This window comes from Okeania sp. SIO3I5, from assembly GCF_010672085.1.
In the GTDB taxonomy this organism is placed as follows: domain Bacteria; phylum Cyanobacteriota; class Cyanobacteriia; order Cyanobacteriales; family Microcoleaceae; genus Trichodesmium.
This window is the reverse complement of sequence record NZ_JAAHHT010000027.1, coordinates 1-22,625: the sequence shown is the minus strand read 5'-3', so window position 1 is coordinate 22,625 and position 22,625 is coordinate 1. Positions and strand designations below refer to the sequence as shown.

16 protein-coding genes are annotated in these 22,625 nt (G+C 36.5%); 9 read left to right on the top strand and 7 right to left on the bottom strand.

Annotated elements, in window-relative coordinates:
- Positions 1–126 precede the first annotated feature (126 nt).
- Together F6K40_RS08515 and F6K40_RS08510 are read right to left on the bottom strand one after the other, a co-directional pair.
- Complete coding sequence (locus tag F6K40_RS08515) at positions 127–327, bottom strand: hypothetical protein (RefSeq protein WP_293134124.1); 201 nt, start codon at positions 325–327, stop codon at positions 127–129.
- A gap of 51 nt (positions 328–378) precedes the next feature.
- Positions 379–741, bottom strand: coding sequence for a VOC family protein (locus tag F6K40_RS08510; RefSeq protein WP_293134122.1), 363 nt, complete (start codon positions 739–741; stop codon positions 379–381).
- Between the two features lie 879 nt (positions 742–1,620).
- On the opposite strand from F6K40_RS08510, the gene F6K40_RS08505 reads away from it, so the two are divergent.
- The 4 genes from F6K40_RS08505 (at position 1,621) to F6K40_RS08490 (ending at position 7,006) form a co-directional block, all read left to right on the top strand.
- Positions 1,621–2,784: a GuaB3 family IMP dehydrogenase-related protein gene (locus F6K40_RS08505; RefSeq protein ID WP_293134120.1), complete on the top strand. Its 1,164-nt coding sequence runs from the start codon at positions 1,621–1,623 to the stop codon at positions 2,782–2,784.
- 245 nt (positions 2,785–3,029) lie between these two features.
- Entirely contained in the window at positions 3,030–3,248 is a 219-nt protein-coding gene (locus F6K40_RS08500) for a hypothetical protein (protein WP_293134118.1), read from the top strand.
- A 1,257-nt stretch (positions 3,249–4,505) separates the two neighbouring features.
- Positions 4,506–4,832: a thioredoxin gene (trxA, locus tag F6K40_RS08495; protein ID WP_293134116.1), complete on the top strand. Its 327-nt coding sequence runs from the start codon at positions 4,506–4,508 to the stop codon at positions 4,830–4,832.
- Positions 4,833–6,202: 1,370 nt separating this feature from the next.
- Positions 6,203–7,006 (top strand): SDR family oxidoreductase, encoded by an 804-nt coding sequence (locus F6K40_RS08490; protein ID WP_293134113.1) that lies wholly within the window; start codon positions 6,203–6,205, stop codon positions 7,004–7,006.
- 954 nt (positions 7,007–7,960) lie between these two features.
- Here the strand turns inward: F6K40_RS08490 and F6K40_RS08485 are convergent.
- The 4 genes from F6K40_RS08485 to F6K40_RS08470 all read right to left on the bottom strand — a co-directional run bounded on the left by F6K40_RS08485 (position 7,961) and on the right by F6K40_RS08470 (position 16,407).
- On the bottom strand, positions 7,961–11,152 hold the full coding sequence (locus tag F6K40_RS08485) for a tetratricopeptide repeat protein (protein WP_293134111.1): 3,192 nt from the start codon (positions 11,150–11,152) through the stop codon (positions 7,961–7,963).
- A gap of 498 nt (positions 11,153–11,650) precedes the next feature.
- A complete protein-coding gene (locus F6K40_RS08480; protein ID WP_293134107.1) occupies positions 11,651–12,607 on the bottom strand; it encodes a bestrophin family protein in 957 nt (318 codons plus the stop codon).
- 1,329 nt (positions 12,608–13,936) lie between these two features.
- A complete protein-coding gene (locus tag F6K40_RS08475) occupies positions 13,937–14,320 on the bottom strand; it encodes a DUF6173 family protein (RefSeq protein ID WP_293134105.1) in 384 nt (127 codons plus the stop codon).
- Between the two features lie 578 nt (positions 14,321–14,898).
- Positions 14,899–16,407 carry a UbiD family decarboxylase gene (locus F6K40_RS08470; RefSeq protein WP_293134102.1) on the bottom strand — a complete coding sequence of 503 codons (1,509 nt, stop codon included), beginning with the start codon at positions 16,405–16,407 and terminating at the stop codon, positions 14,899–14,901.
- A 1,299-nt stretch (positions 16,408–17,706) separates the two neighbouring features.
- Between F6K40_RS08470 and F6K40_RS08465 the strand changes: the two genes are divergently transcribed.
- The 5 genes from F6K40_RS08465 to F6K40_RS08445 all read left to right on the top strand — a co-directional run bounded on the left by F6K40_RS08465 (position 17,707) and on the right by F6K40_RS08445 (position 22,115).
- Positions 17,707–17,949, top strand: coding sequence for a helix-turn-helix domain-containing protein (locus F6K40_RS08465; protein ID WP_293134099.1), 243 nt, complete (start codon positions 17,707–17,709; stop codon positions 17,947–17,949).
- A 136-nt stretch (positions 17,950–18,085) separates the two neighbouring features.
- Positions 18,086–18,856 (top strand): hypothetical protein, encoded by a 771-nt coding sequence (locus tag F6K40_RS08460; protein WP_293134096.1) that lies wholly within the window; start codon positions 18,086–18,088, stop codon positions 18,854–18,856.
- 14 nt (positions 18,857–18,870) lie between these two features.
- Positions 18,871–19,560 carry a hypothetical protein gene (locus tag F6K40_RS08455; protein WP_293134094.1) on the top strand — a complete coding sequence of 230 codons (690 nt, stop codon included), beginning with the start codon at positions 18,871–18,873 and terminating at the stop codon, positions 19,558–19,560.
- Positions 19,561–20,025: 465 nt separating this feature from the next.
- Positions 20,026–20,961: an ATP-grasp domain-containing protein gene (locus F6K40_RS08450; protein ID WP_293134092.1), complete on the top strand. Its 936-nt coding sequence runs from the start codon at positions 20,026–20,028 to the stop codon at positions 20,959–20,961.
- A gap of 245 nt (positions 20,962–21,206) precedes the next feature.
- Positions 21,207–22,115 (top strand): DUF1350 family protein, encoded by a 909-nt coding sequence (locus tag F6K40_RS08445; RefSeq protein ID WP_293134090.1) that lies wholly within the window; start codon positions 21,207–21,209, stop codon positions 22,113–22,115.
- A gap of 289 nt (positions 22,116–22,404) precedes the next feature.
- Here the strand turns inward: F6K40_RS08445 and F6K40_RS08440 are convergent.
- A partial coding sequence (locus F6K40_RS08440; RefSeq protein WP_293134087.1) for a hypothetical protein occupies positions 22,405–22,625 on the bottom strand: 221 nt, incomplete at its 5' end.

The following is a 22,625-nucleotide window of genomic DNA, read 5'->3' as shown; positions in this document are numbered from 1 at the left end:
ATTGAGCCTGCCCTTAAGCATTTACCCCCTAAAACCCAAAAACATCGGTTGTGCAGAGCGCAAAGTGTGGGAAACGCCCTAGTAGGGCTGGCAAATCTAATCTAAAAGCACTGATATATAAAGTTTTTAGGATTTTTGTCGGGAAAAAAGTGCAAAGAATTCCGCCTTTAAGACCAAAAAGTTAGGACGAAAGACAGACACTTCCCAGAAAGATACAGGTACAATTATTCCTTCTACTTTCGAGCGTCTCCCCACACTTCCGACACTTCCCACACTTCCCACACCTCCCACACTTCCCACACTTCCGACACTCCCCACACCTCCCACTCATGTCGCGTGGCAAAACCAGGGCAGCACTAGCATCAAGAAAATTGTCTTCTAATTATCAACCACGGTTGTTGGTTCATAGAGGTATTCAAACCAGTTACCATCTAAATCTCTGCCATAGAAAGAAGCTGTGCCATCTCGATGTTCATGGACTGGAGATACTTGGACTTTTTGGGCTTGGAGCTGTTCGTAGGCCATTTCCATTTCTGAGCGATCGCTAAACACAAACCCAAAATGTGGCCCTGCTTGATCATATCCAGGGCTCAAAAGTGCCAGTCCATCATCTCCTGCTTTGAGATATGCCCAGTCAGGATCTTTCCAGACTATTTCCATGCCCAAATTTTTATAGAACTCTACTGCTTTGTCAACATCTTGGACGCAGATAGCTACATGACCTAATCTTTTTAATTTCATAGTAAAGAATTCTGAAAATTTATCTATTTCTAATTTTATTGTGACTACTCCATATCATAAGATAATTCTATTTTATTTGATTTAATGTTAGATATTATCGGAGTCAGAACTCAGAAACTAGAATTAATGTAATGGCGAATTAATATTTTTTTTCTATTAGTTAACTTGTAATAATTGCTATAGGTATAAACTTAAATTAATCTGATACTTCTCTCTGCAAAAATTAATCTCAAACCCAGACAAATCCTAATCTAAAACTTAGTTTGTGGAGATATCTATTGAATCAATAATTGTCATAATTCAGCATTTACCCATCAGTTTTATTTATTTTAAAGGATTAAAAAACAGTTGAGATATTTCCAAGAAGTTAAAATTCAGTAGAAGTTAAATCAATACTTGCTTCATTTATTAAAAAGCTGAGAGCTAACCGCTAATAGCTGAATATTTACCAATAATCAGGAAATAAATATATAGCTATTAGCAGAAATTGATTCTAATAAATTAGGGTTTACAGATCAAGTTTTCAACTGACTCGCGCCAATAAATAAGGTCATTTCATTTATCATTTATCAGTACCTCTGGCGCTAATTATTGGAATTGAAATATTGAATAGAATATTCCTAAATAAATTTTTATGATTAGTCAATCCTATCAGTTTCAAGGAGAGGTAATTATTAGTTATTAGTTATTCGTTATTAATTGTTGAAATGCATCCTAAAAGCCTTACTAAGCAATAATGCATGAATTTTGAATTTTGAATTTTGAATTCTGCGTAGCGGCACTAGGAAATTTATTTTGCACGACTACTTAACTGAAACAACTAATACTCCTCTTAATTTGATACCCTAACTAAAATGGTCTTGGGAGTAGGTAAAAGTAGTGGATATATCTATTGGACATGGAAAAACAGCTCGTAGAGCTTACGGAATTGATGAAATTGCCCTAGTTCCTGGGCAAAGAACACTCGATCCAAGTTTAGCAGACACTAGATGGAGCATTGGTGGCATTGAAAGAGAAATACCAATTATTGCTAGTGCAATGGATGGAGTAATTGATGTAAAAATGGCCGTTCTCTTATCAGAGTTAGGAGCAATGGGAGTTCTCAATTTAGAGGGTATTCAAACTCGCTATGCTGACCCAATGCCAATATTAGAAAAAATTAGTTCTGTTGGTAAAGATGAATTTGTGGGTTTAATGCAAGAACTTTATGCTGCCCCCATTCAACCAGAATTAATTTCTCAGAGGATTAAAGAAATAAAAAGTCAAGGTGGCATTGCAGCAGTAAGTTTTACACCCGCAGGAGCACTGAAATATGGGAAAGTAGTTGCTGAAGCTGGTGCAGACTTATTTTTTGTTCAAGCAACAGTTGTTTCAACTGCATTTCTGTCTCCTGAATCAGTGGAAAAGCTTGATTTAGTTAAGCTTTGTCAAGAAATGCCCATGCCTGTCATTTTGGGCAACTGTGTGACTTATGAAGTGGCCTTAAATTTAATGAAAGCAGGAGCAGCAGGAGTGCTGGTAGGTATTGGCCCTGGTGCAGCTTGTACATCTCGCGGTGTTTTAGGGGTTGGAGTTCCTCAAGCAACAGCAGTAGCAGACTGTGCAGCAGCTCGAAATGATTACTACCAAGAAACTGGAAATTATGTCCCAGTTATTGCTGATGGGGGTTTGGTTACTGGGGGTGATATTTGTAAATGTATTGCTTGTGGTGCTGATGGTGTGATGATTGGTTCGCCTATAGCTAGGGCATCTGAAGCTCCTGGACGTGACTATCATTGGGGTATGGCTACTCCTAGTCCAGTTTTGCCACGAGGTACTAGGATTAAGGTAGGTACAACTGGAACTATAAAGCAAATTCTCCGTGGCCCAGCACTATTGGATGATGGCACTCATAATTTGTTGGGCGCTCTCAAGACTAGCATGGGAACTTTGGGAGCTAAGGATTTGAAGGAAATGCAGCAGGTGGAGGTTGTAATTGCCCCTTCCTTGTTAACAGAGGGTAAAGTTTATCAAAAAGCCCAACATTTGGGCATGGGTAAGTAGATTTAGTTGGTTAAGAAAACTTAAGATATCTTATAGTCTTGACAAAATTTGTGAAGTAGTTTTGAAATTTATCAACTACTCTGGAATTATCTGAAAGGAAATGTCACAATAGAGATAGCGGAGATGTATGTTTCCGTTCACTCCTCACACCACGCTCCGCCCGGACTTTTTTTAGTTCGGGCGGTTCCTTCTAGAAATCTGGGTAGTGCCTCAAGGAAGTTTGGGAAGTTTGGGAGGTTTGGGAAGTGTGGGAAGTGTGGGAAGTGTGGGAAGTGTGGGAAGTGTGGGAAGTGTGGGAAGTTTGGGAAGTGTGGGAAGTTTGGGAAGTGTGGGAAGTTTGGGAAGTAGGAGGAATAATTGTACCTGTATATTTTGGGGAAGTGTCTGCCACCCGTCCTAACTTTTTAGTCTTAAAGGCTAAAAAATTTGCACTTTTTTCGCTCCCCAAGTGCCCTCAGCCTTGATATATCAGTGCTTTTAGATTATATTGGCCAGGCATACTAGGGCGTTTCCCACACTTTATTGATGCACAACCGAAATCTGATTCATCTCTACTTCTGGCATTTCTCACAAATTGATTTAAGAAGCCGATCTGAATATTAATAATTTCAATTTTTAAAAAATAAGATAAATTTTGAAGTTAATCCAGATAAAATTCAATCTTTACCATCAAAATTATCCCCTATTGTCTAGTTTTTAAGATTTGATCTACCTAGATTAAGATGACCATTTTTTGAATTCAAAATTCACGCATTCACGCGTTCAAAAATTTTGATTGTAAGTGAATTTAAATCATTGTTTAATTAAGTATTCAAGCCTGGTTATAAAGAACGAAAAAATCAAAAATATTTTCCTTACTTCAAGCCTCTGAGCTTTAGGCAGAGGTTATAATTTTGAATTAATTTGACAAAATCAACTGCTTCTATTATCAGTTATTTCCAGAAAAATTAATTAAACAAATAATATCAAATTCGGTTATATAGTAATTGCAAAATTACTTCCTTTTAATACAGATGTTCTCTTGAAGACGAATTTAATAAATTCATGCTATTCAAATCCTTTCTTTCTCGTGTACGGGCGATTCGCTTGCTCGCCCCTACGACTCCTGAATCCTCAGAGATACGATAACTAATTATCCAGATTCTATAGAAAATGAAAAAACGTCAACTTGTATTTTGAATAGCTTAAATTATAGTTGAGAGTATGAACACTATCAATATAAGATTTTTGTAGATTGTTTTTTCAGACAGAAAATACGATAGTTAAACTTTAAAATATTTATTCAACCCATCAAAATTAATTAAATAGACTAATTAGTATTAATTAGTATGGGAATACTGAGCAATATTGCGCTTCTGCCAACGATTTGCTACTATTAATATAGTTAATACAGTCGAAAAGCTTGCTGTTTCTAGGACTGGTTTTGAATTAGTGACTTACTATGCAATAACCTTAAGTTCAGAAAAAGGTTAGACTGATTAGGCAGGTAGATGAGAAGCAGAAACCGCAAATTATGAAGTTTTCCAATCCCCCTTTGTGGCTAAAGCATAACATTGGCAGGATTGAAATGATGGACTTATGGCAAAATAGACCTTTAGCATAATTTTTCAAAATCTATAAAATTGTGAAAAAGTCTGATTTATCAAAAATTTGATAAATTCCTGTTCCAGATAATGGCATAATTTAACTAACAAAAATCAATATAGAAGGATTACTAAGGAATGTCAGCAGCACAACCAGTAACTGATAGTAGTTTTCAGGAAGAAGTACTTAATAGCCCTCTTCCAGTTTTAGTAGATTTCTGGGCACCTTGGTGTGGGCCATGCAGGATGGTGACTCCTGTAGTGGATGAAATCTCACAACAATATGAAGGAAAAATCAAGGTAGTTAAACTGAACACGGACGAAAATCCTAATATAGCAAGTCAGTACGGGATTCGCAGTATTCCTACCTTGATGATTTTTAAGGGAGGACAAAGAGTTGATATGGTTGTAGGTGCTGTTCCTAAAACTACATTGGCTAACACTCTAGAAAAGCACCTGGATTAATTAAAGAATTGATATGGTTGTGGGTGCTGTTCCTAAGACTACATTGGGTAATACTTTAGAAAAGTACCTTTAATACAGGAGGAGGACATCACTTCTGTTAAAACTGCAGTCACGGCTTATCTGACTGAAGAATCCCGCGCTCTCCATCCCCCCTAACCCCCCTTTGGAAGCTATCCCTGATAAGGAACTCTTGAAACCCTTGTGGGAGGATGGGGAGGATGGGGAGGATGGGGAGGATGGGGAGGATGGGGAGGATGGGGAGGATGGGGAGGAGGGGGAGGAAGAATTCTGTCTACATTCATAAAAAAGAGTATTGAAAAATACTCTTTTCTCCTGAAAAAGCCGATTCAAGACTTAAACATAACTTGTCTATGTTGTCAAGTTTTATGAAAAGAGAAAGATGTTTATAAAGCATAGCTTTGGAAGGGCGGAAGGGAGCGTCGGGAGTATGTCAATTAACTGGTTATCTAAACCTCAAAATTTTCGGGAGGAAGTTATAACGAGGTAAATTTCTCCCCCGATCAAATAACTACTCAGGGATTTTAACTTGTAGCCAAAAAGCTACTATGATTGTCACAAATCTTGAATTGGATGGGCATGATAGTGCTTTTCAGATTGGTAAACCACAAAGTCAAAACCACAACTCTTGTAGGGAGGTTCTATAGAACCTCCCTACTTAATAATTAACAATTAACAATGGCTTTGTTGTATGAAAACATATACTACCGCACAAGATCAAAGCATACTTACTTCATACTTCTACAACTATTGGACAATAAATAAATCAAACATCAATCTTTGATAAAAAAAAGGCTGAAACTTATACCTGTAAAGGCTTTGAGCCGTTTAGCTATTGGCCAATAAATGGTAGCGCATCAATATTTGATAAAAAAAGGCTGAAACTTATACCTGTAAAGGCTTTGAGCCGTTTAACTATTGGCCAATAAATGGTAGCGCATCAATATTTGATAAAAAAAGGCTGAAACTTATACCTGTAAAGGCTTTGAGCCGTTTAACTATTGGCCAATAAATAAATGAATAAAGCATCAATAATCTGAAAGAGGATGATATAGCTGCCACTAGGTTCACCTTTCATGTCGGGGACAACCGAAAAGGGGAACGGATGTTCTATGGCTATTACAACAAAGCCATTAACAATTAATAATTACCTCTTTTGTATGTAATAGAAGCATTGACTAAAAGGAATTTTTTTCTTCTATTGGGCATTAGTAAATCTTGTTTGCGCAGCATTTACCTAGGAAAAACTCAGTCATAGATTGCTTTTGAATTTTGACTTGAGCGTAGTGCAATAGCTTAATTTTTTGGTAAAATTTGAGCTTACTATTAATCTATATTTGCATTTGCAATTTATGTGGCAACACGCAATCATTACAGGTGGTTCGAGTGGTATTGGTAAAGAAATAGCTAAACTCTTAGCTGGTGAAGGAAGCAATATATCAATTATTGCTCGTAACTCTGAAAAATTAGAAGCAGCAAGAGTAGAAATAACTGCTAATGTAGTTAATCCAAAACAGAAAATTATTACTATATCTATAGATGTTGCTAATAGATTAGAAGTAGAAAATGCAATTCACCAAGCGAGCGAGGAAATAGGTGTTCCAGATTTATTAATTACTGCTGCAGGTATTTCTTATCCTGGTTATTTTCGAGAGTTACCAATAGAAATATTTGAACAAACAATGGCGATTAATTATTTTGGTTCTCTCTATTGTGTACGAGCAGTTTTGCCAGTAATGGAAGAACAAAAAAAAGGGCAAATAGTGATGATTTCTTCTGGTGCTGGTTTAATAGGAATTTATGGTTATACTCCCTATTGTCCTAGTAAATTTGCTATTAGAGGTTTAGCAGAATCTTTGCGGGGAGAGTTGAAGTTATCTGGAATTTCTGTTTCTGTTGTTTATCCACCAGATACAGATACGCCACAGTTAGAAGCAGAGAATAAAACTAAACCTTTAGAAACTAAAAATATTACTGCTACTTCTGGATTATGGAATGCAACAAATATGGGTGTTGAAATATTGCGGGGAGTTAGGAAAAAAAGTTTTGTAATTGCTCCTGGTTTAGAAATGACTTTGTTAGATAAATTGCATAGTTTATTAGCTCCAATAATTCATTGGTATATGGATTTAATTGTGATTAAAACTCTCAAGTAAAGTTGAATCAATTTTTAGTAGAGAAAATTCAGGAACTTTTAGGGATAGATGAGAGTATTTTGTGTGAAATAAAGCGCAGAAACCGGTTTTTTTTTAAGCTACACTGTATAACATCTACCTCCTACAAACCCGGTTTCTTATAACACTTCCGTTGCCAAGCGGATTTGATATTATATTATGTCTCGCGCGAATAACTAGAATAAAAAATTTAGGGAGTAGGGGGCGATTCGCTCTTCACCCGTATAGAAGTAGGGAAAAAGGGAAAATTTGTTAGCTCTACATTCCCCAGGAAAAAATATTCTCGCGCGAGAAAGAAGAACATTTTTATTACCGAAACAATTAAACAATTAAACAATTAAACAATTAAATAATTAGATAATTCAGGTTTAAAGCTTTCCCAATAAAGGGGAAGAAAATAAATTTTTTCCTTTTAGTCAATCTTCTCCCTAAAAGGGAGAGGTAATTATCCATTATTCATTATCCATTATCCATTATTGAAAGCGTTCTTGATGAGACTTGATATTAGGTTAGGTTAGCGATCGCTTCTATAGCGCTACGCACAAGTTAAAAGTTAAATGTAATCTCAGACTAGGAAATGTTTTTCCAACTGTTCCCTGTTCCCTACTATATATTTTTTTTCAACTACAATATTGATATTAGAAGCATTAGTTTTTAGAGATGAATTATGTAGAAACTTTCTTTTGATTACAAACATTAAGATTTTGCAGAAAGCAGGCAAATCCTGAGATAAGAATTATATAGAAATATTAAAACTATTCTCTATTTTATCTTCCGGGTTTGCTGCTGCTTATGCTTATTTATTGGGTGCATCTCAAATATTTGCCAAAATACTTTTTTCTTATTCCCTATTCTCTGTTCCCAGTTAAGTGTTCCCAGTTAAGTGTTCCCTAAAAGCAATAAATTTTTAGCTTTCTTATTGCATTGAGATGCACCCTATTTATTTAATTTTTTCATAATTTTCATCACTTCCAAATAATCCTCATTTTGCCCTTTTTTTTGATAGATATCAGCAGCTTTTTGAAAGTCATCTATTCCTCCCTCATAATCTTTAATAAAATAACGAATCATACCCCGATTATAATAAGTTTTAGCATCCGTAGGTTCAAGTTTAATTGCTTCTGTATAATCATCTATTGCCTGCTGATTATCTCCTATTTCATAATTAGAAATACCTCGATTATGATAAGCATCTGCATCATTAGGATTAATCTTAATAGCTTCAGTAAAATCAGCGATCGCTCCATAAAATTCCTTAATTTCATAAAGACAAATACCTCGATTATTATAGGCATCTAAATCTTTAGGATTAGCTTGTATGACTACAGTAAAATCTGCAATGGCAAGTTTATAATTTTTCAGAACATGGTGAAGACGTCCTCTGTTGTGGCAAGCATTAGGATTAGTAGAATCAATTTTAATCGCAGCAGTAAAATCATCAAGTGCTCCCTGATAATCTTCTAAACGGGAACGAGCAACACCTCGTTGATTGAAATAGGCGTAAGCTTTATTGGGATTAAGTCTGAGTGCTTCAGTAAAGTCAGCGATCGCCTCTTGATAATTGCCCTGTTGAGAGAATATTTTGCCTCGCTGGTAGTAGACATGAGCTTGATCTGGATTGAGTCGGAGTGCTTCTGTTAAAGCATCGATCGTCTTTTGCGGATATTTCTCTTGAGACAGAGTTTGTTCTTGCTGAGAGTGAGCATCACTATTTTGAAAATCAGTAATATCAGTCTGAGGTGTTTGAATTAAAGTTTCATCTACCGATACATCTTCCGATTTAGCTGTTTTGAGATTTTCTGGAGATTTTTCCAGTTGTGGAGTTGTTTGAGGTGTTTGAATTAAAGTTTCATCTACCGATACATCTTCCGATTTAGCTGTTTCGAGATTTTCTCGAGATTTTTCCACCTGCGGAGTTGTTTGAGGCGTTTGAATTAAACTTTCATCTACCGATACATCTTCCGATTTAGCTGTTTCAAGATTTTCTCGAGATTTTTCCACCTGCGGAGTTGTTTGAGGCGTTTGAATTAAACTTTCATCTACCGATACATCTTCCGATTTAGCTGTTTCAAGATTTTCTCGAGATTTTTCCACCTGCGGAGTTCTTTGAGGTGTTTGAATTAAACTTTCATCTACCGATACATCTTCCGATTTAGCTGTTTCAAGATTTTCTCGAGATTTTTCCACCTGCGAAGTTGTTTGAGGTGTTTGTGAAGATTTAGCTGTTTTGAGATTTTCTGGAGATTTTTCCAGTTGTGGAGTTGTTTGAGGCGTTTGAATTAAAGTTTGCTCTACCGATACATCTTCCGATTTAGCTGTTTCGAGATTTTCTCGAGATTTTTCCACCTGCGAAGTTGTTTGAGGTGTTTGTGAAGATTTAGCTGTTTTGAGATTTTCTGGAGATTTTTCCAGTTGTGGAGTTGTTTGAGGCGTTTGAATTAAAGTTTGCTCTACCGATACATCTTCCGATTTAGCTGTTTCGAGATTTTCTGGAGATTTTTCCAGTTGTGGAGTTGTTTGAGGCGTTTGAATTAAAGTTTGCTCTACCGATACATCTTCCGATTTAGCTGTTTCAAGATTTTCTCGAGATTTTTCCAGTTGTGGAGTTGTTTGAGGCGTTTGAATTAAAGTTTGCTCTACCGATACATCTTCCGATTTAGCTGTTTCAAGATTTTCTCGAGATTTTTCCACCTGCGGAGTTCTTTGAGGTGTTTGAATTAAACTTTCATCTACCGATACATCTTCCGATTTAGCTGTTTCAAGATTTTCTGGAGATTTTTCCAGTTGTGGAGTTGTTTGAGGCGTTTGTGAAGATTTAGCTGTTTCGAGATTTTCTGGAGATTTTTCCACCTGCGGAGTTCTTTGAGGCGTTTGAATTAAAGTTTGCTCTACCGATACATCTTCCGATTTAGCTGTTTCGAGATTTTCTGGAGATTTTTCCACCTGCGGAGTTGTTTGAGGCGTTTGAATTAAACTTTCATCTACCGATACATCTTCCGATTTAGCTGTTTCAAGATTTTCTGGAGATTTTTCCAGTTGTGGAGTTGTTTGAGGCGTTTGAATTAAACTTTCATCTACCGATACATCTTCCGATTTAGCTGTTTCAAGATTTTCTGGAGATTTTTCCACCTGCGGAGTTCTTTGAGGTGTTTGTCTTAAAGTTTCATCTACCGATCTACCTCTTTGTAAATAACGATTTAACAATCCTTTCACAAAGGTATTAGCTGAATTTTTTGAAGTTTGTAATACTTCTGAAGATTTTTCCTTCTCCACATGACTCTTAGTTTCAGGAGATTTTTCCACCTGCGGAATTGTCTGAGGTGTTTGTCTTAAAGTCTCCTGTGACACTACTTCTGAAGATTTCTCCATCTCCACATCACCCTTAGTTTCAGGAGATTTTTCTACCTGTGGAGTTGTCTGAGGTGCTTGTATTAAAGTCTCCTGTGAAACTACTTCTCTAGATTTTTCTACCTGTGGAGTTGTCTGAGGTGTTTGTCTTAAAGTCCCCTTTGAAACTACTTCTGGAGGTTTTTCCATCTCCACATTACTCTCAGTTTCTGGAGATTTTTCCATCTCAATATTAGTCTGAGGTGTTTTTGCTAAAGTCTCATCTGCAACTCCTTTAGACTGACGATCAATCAATACAAGTATATCCTCTCGTCTTTGAGCAGCTAGATAATAATCAGGATTAATTTTTAGTGCTTCCGTGTAATCTGCAATAGCTTTTTCATAATCTGCACCTGCCTCATATACAAAACCCCTATTATAATAACTATCAACATCATTAGGATCGAGTCTAAGTGCCTCAGTCACATCAGCGATCGCCTCCTGATGAGAACCTATTTGAGAAAAAGCTAAACCACGATTATTGTAGACATTGCCATTACTGGGGTCAATTTTCATTGCTTCAGTGTAATCAAAAATTGCACCCTGATAATCTTCCATTTGATGCTTGGCAACCCCTCGGTTGTAGTAAACTTCAGCATTATTAGGTTCAATTTCTATTACCTTGGTATAATCATCAATTGCATCCTGATAATTTGCTAATTGATAATTCCCTACAGCACGCTCATAAATAGCTGTAACGTCTGTGATTTTATTGCTATAATCAGTTTGAGTCTTTTCCATTTTTTTTGCTGTATTCTTTCAATAAAGATTTAACCTTATCATTATATATTATCTTCCTGGATATTAATCCAAGAGGATAATTTTATCTAGAAAAAATCTAGAAAAAATTATGTATCAGTCAATAATTTACCTGAAAATAGACTCATATTGTTACTTTAGGTATATAAAATTTAACATAAGTCTTAATTTTGTTGTAATTCAGGTAAAATTATTGACAGCAGACAGTGACCCAAAATTAAATATGTATAAATTTAGACAGATGTGGAACTAGGGTTACTGGTCATTTCAGTTATCAGTTATTAGTACCTCCAAGTGAAGCATCAGGATTGAAATACTGAAGTTAATTTTCTCAAGAGGAGATTGGATATGCTTAGGTAACCTATCCATCCCACCCTACGGGAAACTTTCCTTACGGAATGCTATCGCAAACATTAACGACCACTTTTTCATCCCCTTGAAAGGGGAAACTTTAGACTTTTTTTTAGCAAAAGAGTCAAATTAAAAATGATGGTTTTGTGAATTAATCGGTGTACGCTTCCAATGTCTAACGCAAGGCGCTAAAGTAATTAAATCTTCAATATTACGGTACATTGTAGTGCAAATAGCATCCAAAGGTAAATCATTAGGATCGTAGCCAAAAGGATTTTCTATTTCTAGAGCAATTTCTTCAATTCCAAATACAGTAAAACTGACTAAAGCAACTACTATACCAGTCCAAAAATGAAACTCATTTACTATTTGAAATGGCAATGATAGACAGTAAATTAACAATAATTGTCTCAAATGAATTGAGTAAGCTAAAGGAATAGGAGTCTTTAAAATTCCCTCACAACCTGTTAAGGCTTCAACCATTTGATCTAACAACCGAAACATCGCGGTAAGTTGATAGGAATTAATACAACCACGTTCATATTGATGCTGCAGATAATCACCTATTAAAAAAGCAATATGAATAGGAGGATGATTCATTTTTTTTAGCTTTTCATACCATTCTTTAGGCATATATCCCTCTAATTCTCTATTCACATTCTCACCACGCAAATGTAATTTACCAGCTATAGCAAAAGCTACTAATAATCGCATTATTTCTTCTTTTGCCTCTCTATCTGCCGGGTTATTTTCTGCAACTGAAACCCAAATTTGTCGTGCAAAATTCCTAACTGTATTAACAATAGTTCCCCATAACTGTCGCCCTTGCCAGAATCTTTCATAAGCTGTATTTGTTCTAAAAACTAATAGTAAACCTAAGACTAAACTAGGAACAAGACTACTTTTTGTTGGCAAAGTAACTGGAAAATTCAGATAGTAAAGTAGAGAAATAAGAAAACCAAACAATCCGCAGAACGTTACTCTAAAAATAATAGCGGGAATGACCGAATATTGCATTTGCAAAATAACTGTTAACCATTCTCGCTTTTCTCTATAAAAACTATATTTGACTGTGTTTGTAGACATATTAATTTAGCAAAATTAGACAGATCGGAGTAATCTGTATATTCATAGACACTTAAGAAGTCAGAAGTCAGAAGTTAGAAGTTAGAAGTTAGAAGTTAAATTCTGACTGTAACAGGACTTACGCAAAGAAACCGGGTTTTTAAGATAAATAATTGTTTTTAACAATCAACATTGACGAAAAAACCCGGTTTCTAGGTTCGCCTGCGTAAGTCCTGTGTAACTAAATTTGAGAGGAGGGAGAATGTCCTAATAGTAATAGCAACTACTATAAATTAATTTTATACCAAATCCGGTTATCAAAACTACCTTTTTTAAATTCCTCTCTAGTCTTTCTGCACTTTGCTTTCTGCACTCTGCTTTACCTTCATAATAAAGGTTTTTTCTAAACCGGATTGAATATTACTATCCTTATTTGTACAAGATGAAGGTAAGCATGAAAAATGATAATTTTTGATTAAAATTTAACTATAGGCAACAAAAATTAACCTATTTCATATTATTAACGATATCTTTCAATAATTAATAATTAACAATTAACAATTAATAATTAATAATTACCTCTTCTTAAAAAGAAGAGGATTAGTTAAAAAGGAAATTTTTTTCTTTTTTCTCCTTGAAAGCAGAGACTTTAAACCTTGATTTTTCGGTAAAATAATTTTTGTTAATGTAAAGGAAAAGGGAAGCGATCGCTACTTTCACATCCTAAGTTTTAGTTGAAAAATTATTTATTTGTAAGTATTTAGCTATCAGCATTCAGCTTTTTTTTGTGAATACTGAGTACATATTGACTGTGGATAGTATAGAAGTCAGTAGGGGCGAATGGCTATTCGCCCCTAGATTCGCAGCACGAACTATATTTAAGAAGTGTGAGAATTTCCTAACAGTAATGGCGACTATTATAAATTTATTTAGATATATACTAATCCTCAATAATTTGTCAAAAAAAAATTGTAGGGGTTTGCTCTCCAAACCCAATCTAAAATGAGATTTGGAAACCCAACCCCTACGATAAAATCTTACCGAAAAATTCAGGTTTAAAGCCTTCCCTTGGATAGGGAATAATAAATAAAAATTTTCATAATTAGTCAATCCTCTTCTTTTCAACAATGAATAATTATTAATTATTCATTATTAATTATTCATTGTTGAAAACCTATTTAGGATTGCTATAGTTGTAGTGATACTTCAGAATTAAAATTTAGTCTTTTAAAACGGCAGTTATTTTTTTGTTGAGTTTTATCTACCTATTCATATAGCAATCCTATTAGGGTTGTAAATTACAAATCATTGAAAATTGCTATATACCTAAATAATAATCGGGGTAATCTTTCAATTATTTTGAATAAAACCAATTTTTCGTTTAGGTTTTTCAGGTTTTAACTTTGGTAAACGTATCAAAAGCAAACTAATTTGTGAAACATTTTGCATCAATTTAACGGGTTCTCCATTTTCTGTAAATCCATAAAAAATAATCAAACTAGGATTGCGGTAGCTAATTCCTGATACATGAAAAGTTATGCTTTCACCAAATGATACAAGTTTTCCCCCAACTTCATGCTCAGTATCTAAATTACTATCAAACTTTTGCATTTCTGAATAAAGTTGTTCTGCTAAGTTACTAGCACAATTAGCACTGTAAAAATCGGTAAAACGCTTTGTTAATTCAGCAACTTTTAGAGCGCTTTCATCAGGATATACAGGTTGAAGTGACATAAATTATTTTTCAAATAACTACAGATTAAAATTAACAAATTGAATAAAAAAACAACTACAAAAAATGAGTAGAAATTCCCGAATAAAAAGTAGAAATATCCTCACCAGAAAAAGTTGTTTTTCTGTTTAGAGAATTTGTGATGAATATTCCCTTGAATAATATAAAATTTAGCGCATTCTTTTTTGAAAATTGCGACGACAGGAAGCAATCTCTAAAACCCATGAAATTGCTTCCTTCCACAAGTGTAAGTCGCAATGACTTACAATAGATTTGTCGCTTTATAACTTAAAAAATCCTCAAAACTATTGATATGTAAGGATTATAGTAATTAATAAAATCAAAAACCTGAAATTATTACTCTACCTGAGTTTGAGCGATTTTTTTCCTCTATTTAGCGACAAGTCTAATACTAAATCATTCGTTGATATAGGTTGTATCATCTGAAGTAATTATTAATTCAGGACTTACGCACAGGCACTATATATAGTGTAATGGTGCGTTACGCTAGCGCTAACACACCCTACCAATAGGGTTTATGCGTAAGTCCTATAATTATTAATTATTAATTATTAATTGTTCAATGAATATCATATCCAAACAAATTCGGGTCAACCTCCCCTAACTTCAAATCATCTAACCCATATTCTCCCCAACGTCTCTCCACCATTGCTGCTACATCCGGATCAGACTCCAAAGTTGCACCCCATTCATGGTCAGTCTCCGGCGGAATTTTTGTCGTCGCATCTATTCCCATCCGACCACCCAAACCAATTTTCTCGCTCGCAAAATCTAAACTATCGAAAGGTGTATTCGGCAAAATAAACACATCCCTAGAAGGATCGACCTTAGAACTTATTGCCCAAACTACCTGACGCGGGTCGCGAATATTAATCTTCTCATCCACCACAATGACAAACTTTGTATAAGTAAACTGTGGCAAAGCACTCCAAAAAGCTAATGCTGCGCGTCTTGCTTGACCTGGATATGCTTTCTTAATAGAAATAACCGCAGCTTTGTAACTGAGCGCTTCCATCGGTAGGAAAAAATCTACAATTTCTGAAACTTGCTGCCTCAGAATAGGAGTATAGATCCGATTCAGAGCGATCGCCATCATTGCTTCTTCTTTCGGAGGTCTACCACTAAAAGTAGTTAAATAAATCGGGTCTTTCCGGTGAGTCATGCAGTGAAATCTAATCATTGGAGAATCTTCCACTCCACCATAATAACCCATGTGGTCGCCAAAGGGTCCGTCCGGCAATACTTCCCCAGGAGTAATAGTACCTTCAAGAACAAATTCTGAATCTGCCGGCACTTCCAAATCTAGAGTTTTGCACTTATTTAATTTCACACCCGAACCACCATAAAGTCCGGCAAATAACCATTCCGATAAATCTACCGGAATAGGAGTAGCTGCTGCCATAATAATTAATGGATCTACTCCCAGAGCGATCGCTATCTCCAACTTTTTCCCATTTTCTGCCGCCTTCCGTAGATGTCGCGCTCCACCACGCACTGATAACCAATGCACACTCATAGTATTACGAGACTGTAACTGCAACCGATAAACTCCCACATTCGGAGTACCTGTTTCACAATCTTTTGTAATCACCAAACCAAGAGTAATAATTTTACCCGCATCTCCAGGATAGGGGCGAATCATCGGAATTTTGTTTAAGTCAACAGCATCTCCTTCAATAACGACTTGTTGACAAGGAGGAAAAAAGTCGCGCCCTGGTTTTGCCTTGACTACATCAAACAGAACTTTACCAAATTCCACTGCTTGAGAAATCTTTTTTGGTGGTTTGGGTTGTTGCAGCATTCCCAATTTTTTACCCAAGGTTTCCAACTCCTGGGGTTTTTCCATATTCATTGCCCAGCATACTCTTTCTTCCGTACCCAACAGATTTATTGCTAGGTCGTGGTCAGACCCTTTAACATTTTCAAATAGGAGAGCAGGACCGCCCTTTTGTAGCATCCGGTTACAAATTTCTGCTATTTCTAAGTCAGGGTCAACTAAGGCTTTAATTCGGCATAGTTGTCCCCGGTCTTCTAAAATTTTTAGGAATCCTCTTAAATCGCGGGCCATAATTTTATTAATTTTTGTTAAACAATGGTATGATATCACAGACAAGAGTGGAGAGGGTGGGAGGTGTGGAGAGGGTGGGAGGTGTGGGGAGTTTGGGAGGTGTGGGAGGTGTGGGAGGTGTGGGAGGTGTGGGAGGTGTGGGAAGTTTTATCTTATAAATGTAGGTTGGGTTGAGGGACGAAACCCAACAACAATTTTTCTCCCGTACGGACGTTGCATAACAAAAATACGTTTTCTTATAGGGAATGATCCTATTCCATGTCGCGCTGCTAAACGTCCTTACCTTACTCCCCTACTCCCTACAGCAGTTTTCATAATTAGTAAACCACAGTAGGGACGTTCCATGGAAAGTTCCTACAAGATTTTGGTTGTGACGATGTAGTTCATCAATATGAAAAGCGCTGTAATGCAAAGTTTTAGCTGAAACAGTCCAGTAGGGGGAAAGAATTGATCTATATAGCGCGTGGGATTGATTTGATTTTCTCCTCTCACAGAGGTCTATATGTATAGAAACCATTTGGTATCTTTACCCACCTAAAAATTTTTACAGCGGTTTTCATATGAATAAACCACAATGATACTGACTCTTCACTCCTAACTCTTAACTCCTGACTCCTAACTCCTAACTCCTGACTCCTGACTCCTGACTCCTAACAATGAATTTAGTGGTCTACTCAACTGAAAAGCGCTGTAAGGCACTCGTCTAACAGAGAACAGAAAACAGAGAACAAAAAACAGAAAACAGAGAACAGAGAACAGAAAACAGAAAACAGAGAACAAAGAACAGAAAATAGAGAACAAAGAACAGAAAACAGAGAACAAAAAACAGAGATTCGTAGCAAACATTTATCAAACTGGTTAGGACTTACGCAAGCAAACCCAGAAACCGGGTGCAGATCGTCAATGTTATATTGTTAAAAATAACAATTTATCCTAAAAACCAGGTTTCTTTCCCTAAATCCTGCTGGTATTACTGCATATCTATAGTAGTTTCAGAAATATGAAAACTAACATAACTTACGCAGCAACTAAACTTGTATGTTCAGCAGTTTTCATACCAGTAGACGACAGTAGGAGCGTTTTATGTTATCCAGCAAAACGGCCTGCTGGCGCAAAACTCCGCTTTATATGTCGCGCAGCAAAACGCCCCTATAGAGTTTGGGTTTGACGATGTGTTTCATCAATTTGAAAAGCGCTGTTACCTTACGGGAGACTCGACTACAGCTAGCAATAACCCCTGAATGGCGAGTAAGTTCTGAGTAATATAGATGATAGGTTCTAATCTGGAAAAAATTTTTTATGTCCAAAACTATAACTATTTCACGAATAGAAGCAGAAACTCAAGAAATAGACCCCCTAACATTGCTTAATATTCGAGAAGGATTAACCAGAGATTCCTTAGCCTTAATGTTAGGAGTAGCCAGAGATACAGTAGATAAATGGGCAGGAAGAAGACGGCAACCATCTCGGCCTATTCGTCGCCTTGCTGCCGAAATACTAGCACGTTGGGAGCGCGATCGCCTTATTGAGCGAAAAATGTAAATCACTTTTAGGTTTTTGTCCTACACAGTCGATAATTATCAAGTTAAGGTAGATATAGGTGAACAAAAAACACCAAAAAAATCAAAGTTATCAATTTATTTGATGACAAAAAACTACTTTTTTTTAAGGACAAATAATGCTAGTTTCAACATTTGAACTACTCTTAAAAAAGATAACTCCTAATGCAGGAAATCTTCCTAATTCTGACCGTAAAGTTCTACAAGGTTACTTCTTAACCATTGCTAATCCTAATAAGGTTGATGTTAAGCTTCGTCTCCAATTTACAGCTACAACACCTAACTTAAATTTAGCTGATACTATTACAGTTAGTGATGTAACAGGTACTAACATATTTGGGGATTTAATTCCCACCTCAGATCCTCGTAAATTCACCCTTAATGTAGGAATAGCTGCCTACGATACAGGTTTAGTGATTTTACAGCCAGATATTACTACTCTCAATCCAGAGATAGATGCAGATCAAGTCGAAATTCGTGGATTTGTAGAAATATTTTCGTCTGTTTTTCGTGAGAAAATTAGTCTTTTACTAACTCCTGAACACCGAGGCACATTTGTCAATCAAAACCCACCTATTTTTTCTGACTTTGACCAACTGGTTTATCCTCTGCCAACTGCTAATGGAGGTAGTCTATTTCAACTACCATCTATATCTGGCAAAAATATTAAAGAAGTAAAACCAGAAATCAAAGAAGTAAAAGAAATTGAAAAACTTCCTAGAGAAGATATGGAACTAATTCGCTCTAACCAAACAAATCAAGTGGAAGAAACACTAGCTTTAATGGCTCAAAGTATTGATAACATCGAACGACGTCTAGCAATACAAGAAGCTTTTATATCTTCTGAAGAGCGTCCTGTTGTTGGTGAAACTGCTGTTAACAATAGATAAATAGGAGTAGAGTAGTGCTTGTTCTGATTGCTAGTAAATATGACAAGACTGCTCGGTCTTTTGTTGAACATTCGGCAACTGATGGTGTAACGCTACTAACTCCTGAAAATTTATCAGTGGTTGGATGGCGACACCATCTGGGAAATACCCAAAATTCCACGGCGGTACTGGGAGGAAAAATTATAGAAGTTGCACAAATAACAGGTGTGTTAACTCGCCTCCCTGTAGTGTTTCCAGAAGAACTTTTTCATATCGTTCCTGACGATCGCTCTTATGTAGCTGCTGAAATGACGGCATTTTTGGTTTTCTGGTTAAATACACTAAAATGCCGAATGCTCAACAAACCGACACCAACTTGTCTACTTGGATCGAATTGGCGATTGCCCCAATGGATATATGCTGCTGCTCAAGTGGGGATGTTTGTACGTCCTCTACATCAACATATTGCTCTAGGGAAGGAAAATTTACCAGAAAGAACTCCTGAAAATTCAGTAACAGTAACTGTTGTTGGTAAACGTTGTATTGGTGAAGTTAACCCAACTTTAGCAACTCAGGCGAGATATCTTGCTGATGCTGCTGGAGTTGACTTATTGAGTGTTCAATTTAGTAAAGCTGATGCTGATGCAGAATTTATTGATGCTAATTTGTGGGCAGATATTTCTCAACCAGCGATCGCTACTGCTATTCTGGAGTATTTTGACTAGCTTTCAGGTTGTAAGGGCGAATTGCCATTCGCCCCTACTGGCTTAAAATTCCCATCTTTACGCTCGAAAAATAACTTGATATCAAGTCCGTTTAATTGCACATACAATCTGAACATTTACAGGGTTATGTCTGAAGTGTGTAGGCAGTTGAGTGTGAAATTCTTGAAGTAGGGTAGAAACAAGTAATGAGCGTATCTTCTATTGTAGGGGCGATTTCCTAGGTCATGCTCCGCAAACGCGATCGCCCCTACGACTACTAAGTACTGACTACTATAGCAATATGAAATGATTTGTGAGAAAAACTGTAGGAGTTTGGTTTCCAAATCCCATTATGTTTACTAGGGTTTGGATACCAAACCCCTACGATCAAATCTTACAACCTATTTAGGATTGCTATTTTAGGATTGCTATTTTAGGATTGCCATAACTACTGACTATTGACTACTTTTTTAAGGAGGAAAAAAAATGTTAATTCTGTTGTGGGGATTGCCCGGAGATTCCCCATTAGCAGCAGTACAGCAAGAATTGCAAAATTTAGATATACCTCATGTACTGCTCAACCAGCGAGAAATTCTGGAAACCGAAGTTAAGCTTTCTGTCGGGGAAAAAATTATAGGTGAAATCTGCACCTCCAATCACAAAATAGATTTGAGTGAAGTTACAGGAGTTTATTTACGCCCCCACAACTCCTGCAAACTTCCAGAAATCATCGAAGCAGGACCTAAAAGTTATGCTTGGCAACACGCCACCGCAGTAGATGATGCTTTGTTGTCATGGGTAGAAATGACTTCTGCCTTAATTTTGAATCGCCCTTCAGCAATGGCAGCGAATAATTCTAAACCGTATCAGTTACAGCAGATTTGTAAATGGTTTCAAGTACCTGACACTTTAGTTACTACCTCTCCTGATGCGGCACATGAGTTTTGGCAAGATCATGGCAGTGCCATTTACAAATCTGTCAGTAGTACCCGCAGTAAGGTTTCTCAATTACGACCAGAACACGCCGAACGTTTAGCTAATGTTGCTTCTTGTCCAACTCAATTCCAGCAATATATACCTGGTAGAGATTATCGGGTTCATGTGGTGGGTAGGGATGTATTTGCCTGTGCTATTAGTTCTGCGGCAGATGATTATCGTTACGCGGGAATTGCCAATGCTCCTGAAATTTTTAGTTGTCGTTTACCGGAAGATATAGAAAATAAATGTAGACTAATGGCAACAGAAATGGAATTATCTTTAGCTGGCATAGATTTGCGAGAAACTCCAGAGGGCGAGTGGTACTGTTTTGAGGTTAATCCTTCTCCAGGATTTACATATTATCAACAAGAAACAAATCAACCTATTAGCAACGCCATAGCTAAATTATTGGCATCTTTAAAAGTCATATCAAAATCCGGTTAAACAGCCACAGAATGGTTAAGTCGGGAGGAGTCAGGAGTCGTAGGGAAGTTAACTTGAAGGCTTGCTCAAATCCCGGTGACAAAAACAACTTCTGACTTCTGACTTCTGACTTCATTAAAGCCTGTTCCCTGTTATATAGCGCTACGCATTAAGGTTAGGACATTTCTAAATCTTGAAACCCTATTCCCTATTCCCTATTCCCTATTCCCTATTCCCTATTCCCTAGCGCGTAGCGCTATAAAACTATGAATTTAAAATTTAAACCACTTTCTTCCAGTTGGGTAGCACTTCATCCTCAACCTCGTGGAATTATCCAATTTATCGGCGGAGCTTTTTTTGGCAGTTTCCCAACGATTTTTTATCGCTATTTCTTAAGTCAAATGTATGCTAAAGGATACAGCATTATTGCTTTACCTTTCCGCTTTAGTTTCCAACACTGGCCTATTGCTATTAGTTTATTAAAAGAACAAGCTATTTTAGCAAAAGCTATGCCAGAATTTGCTGAAAAATTGGGTTATGAAAATAATATCTATACTGACCAATCAAAATATTTTTGGCTTGGTCATAGTTTGGGCTGCAAATATATTATTCTGCTAGAATTCCTTAGTGAAAATGGATGGCAAGACAGACTAAGCAAATATGTTAATGTTCGCGAGGTAGAAAAAGTAGAAAGAATTTTCCATCAAGTTAATCCCAGTATAACTACTATTTTAAATCAGCATTCTTTGTTAATTTCTCCAGATATTAGTGATACAAATAGCGCTATACCTTTCCCTGCTTTAACAAAATTAATAGAGCAAATTGGTTTAGGAGTAAAACCTAATCGTCAGCAGACTCAATCTTTGATTGAATATAGTGATTTATTTCAGTTAATTTCTATGATTTCTTTTTCTAAAGATACTGTTGCAGGTAGCGCTAAAGATGGAGAAAAAAGTCAAGAAGAGCAAAATAAAAGTGATGTACTTTGGTTAATAAATACCTTGAAAAAACGAGGCTTATTACATCAAGAAATCATAGGCAAACATTTGGAACCAGTCGGAATAAAAGTAGGGAATTATATTGTTGATTTGAATCCTTTAGATAAATTTATTCAACCAATTTCCGGGAGATGTTTAGAACAAATAGCCTTACATTTATTGGAGAATAATGGGTAACAAATATGTAAGCATTCAGCTAGCTCGCAGTCAGCTCTCAGCAATAAAAATGAATGAGCTAGTTTTAGATGAATATAGATTTGAACAACTTTTGTAGTAAGATTTTATTCTAGGATATAGGCAGGACTTACGCATAACCGCCATATCTTGTAGGGGCGATTTCCTACGGAATGCTCCGCAAACGCAAATCGCCATAGATTGTATTCATTGACCTTTCTGTTGAGTCAAATTCTCAGTCAAATGAAATATAAATACTCGATGGAGCCAGATAATTAGCTAGAATCATTCCCTACTTCCCCTCCTGCTCCTTGGAGGGGAGCAGGGCTAATTCTTTGTCTGAGCTAGAATATTTAGGGAGAGGATGGGGAGGATGGGGAGGATGGGGAGGATGGGGAGGATGGGGAGGATAGGGAGGATGGGGAGGATGGGGAGGATGGGGAGGATGGGGAGGATGGGAGGATGGGGAGGATGGGGATACGCAAGCTGTATGAATAAAAGAGGACTTTTCTT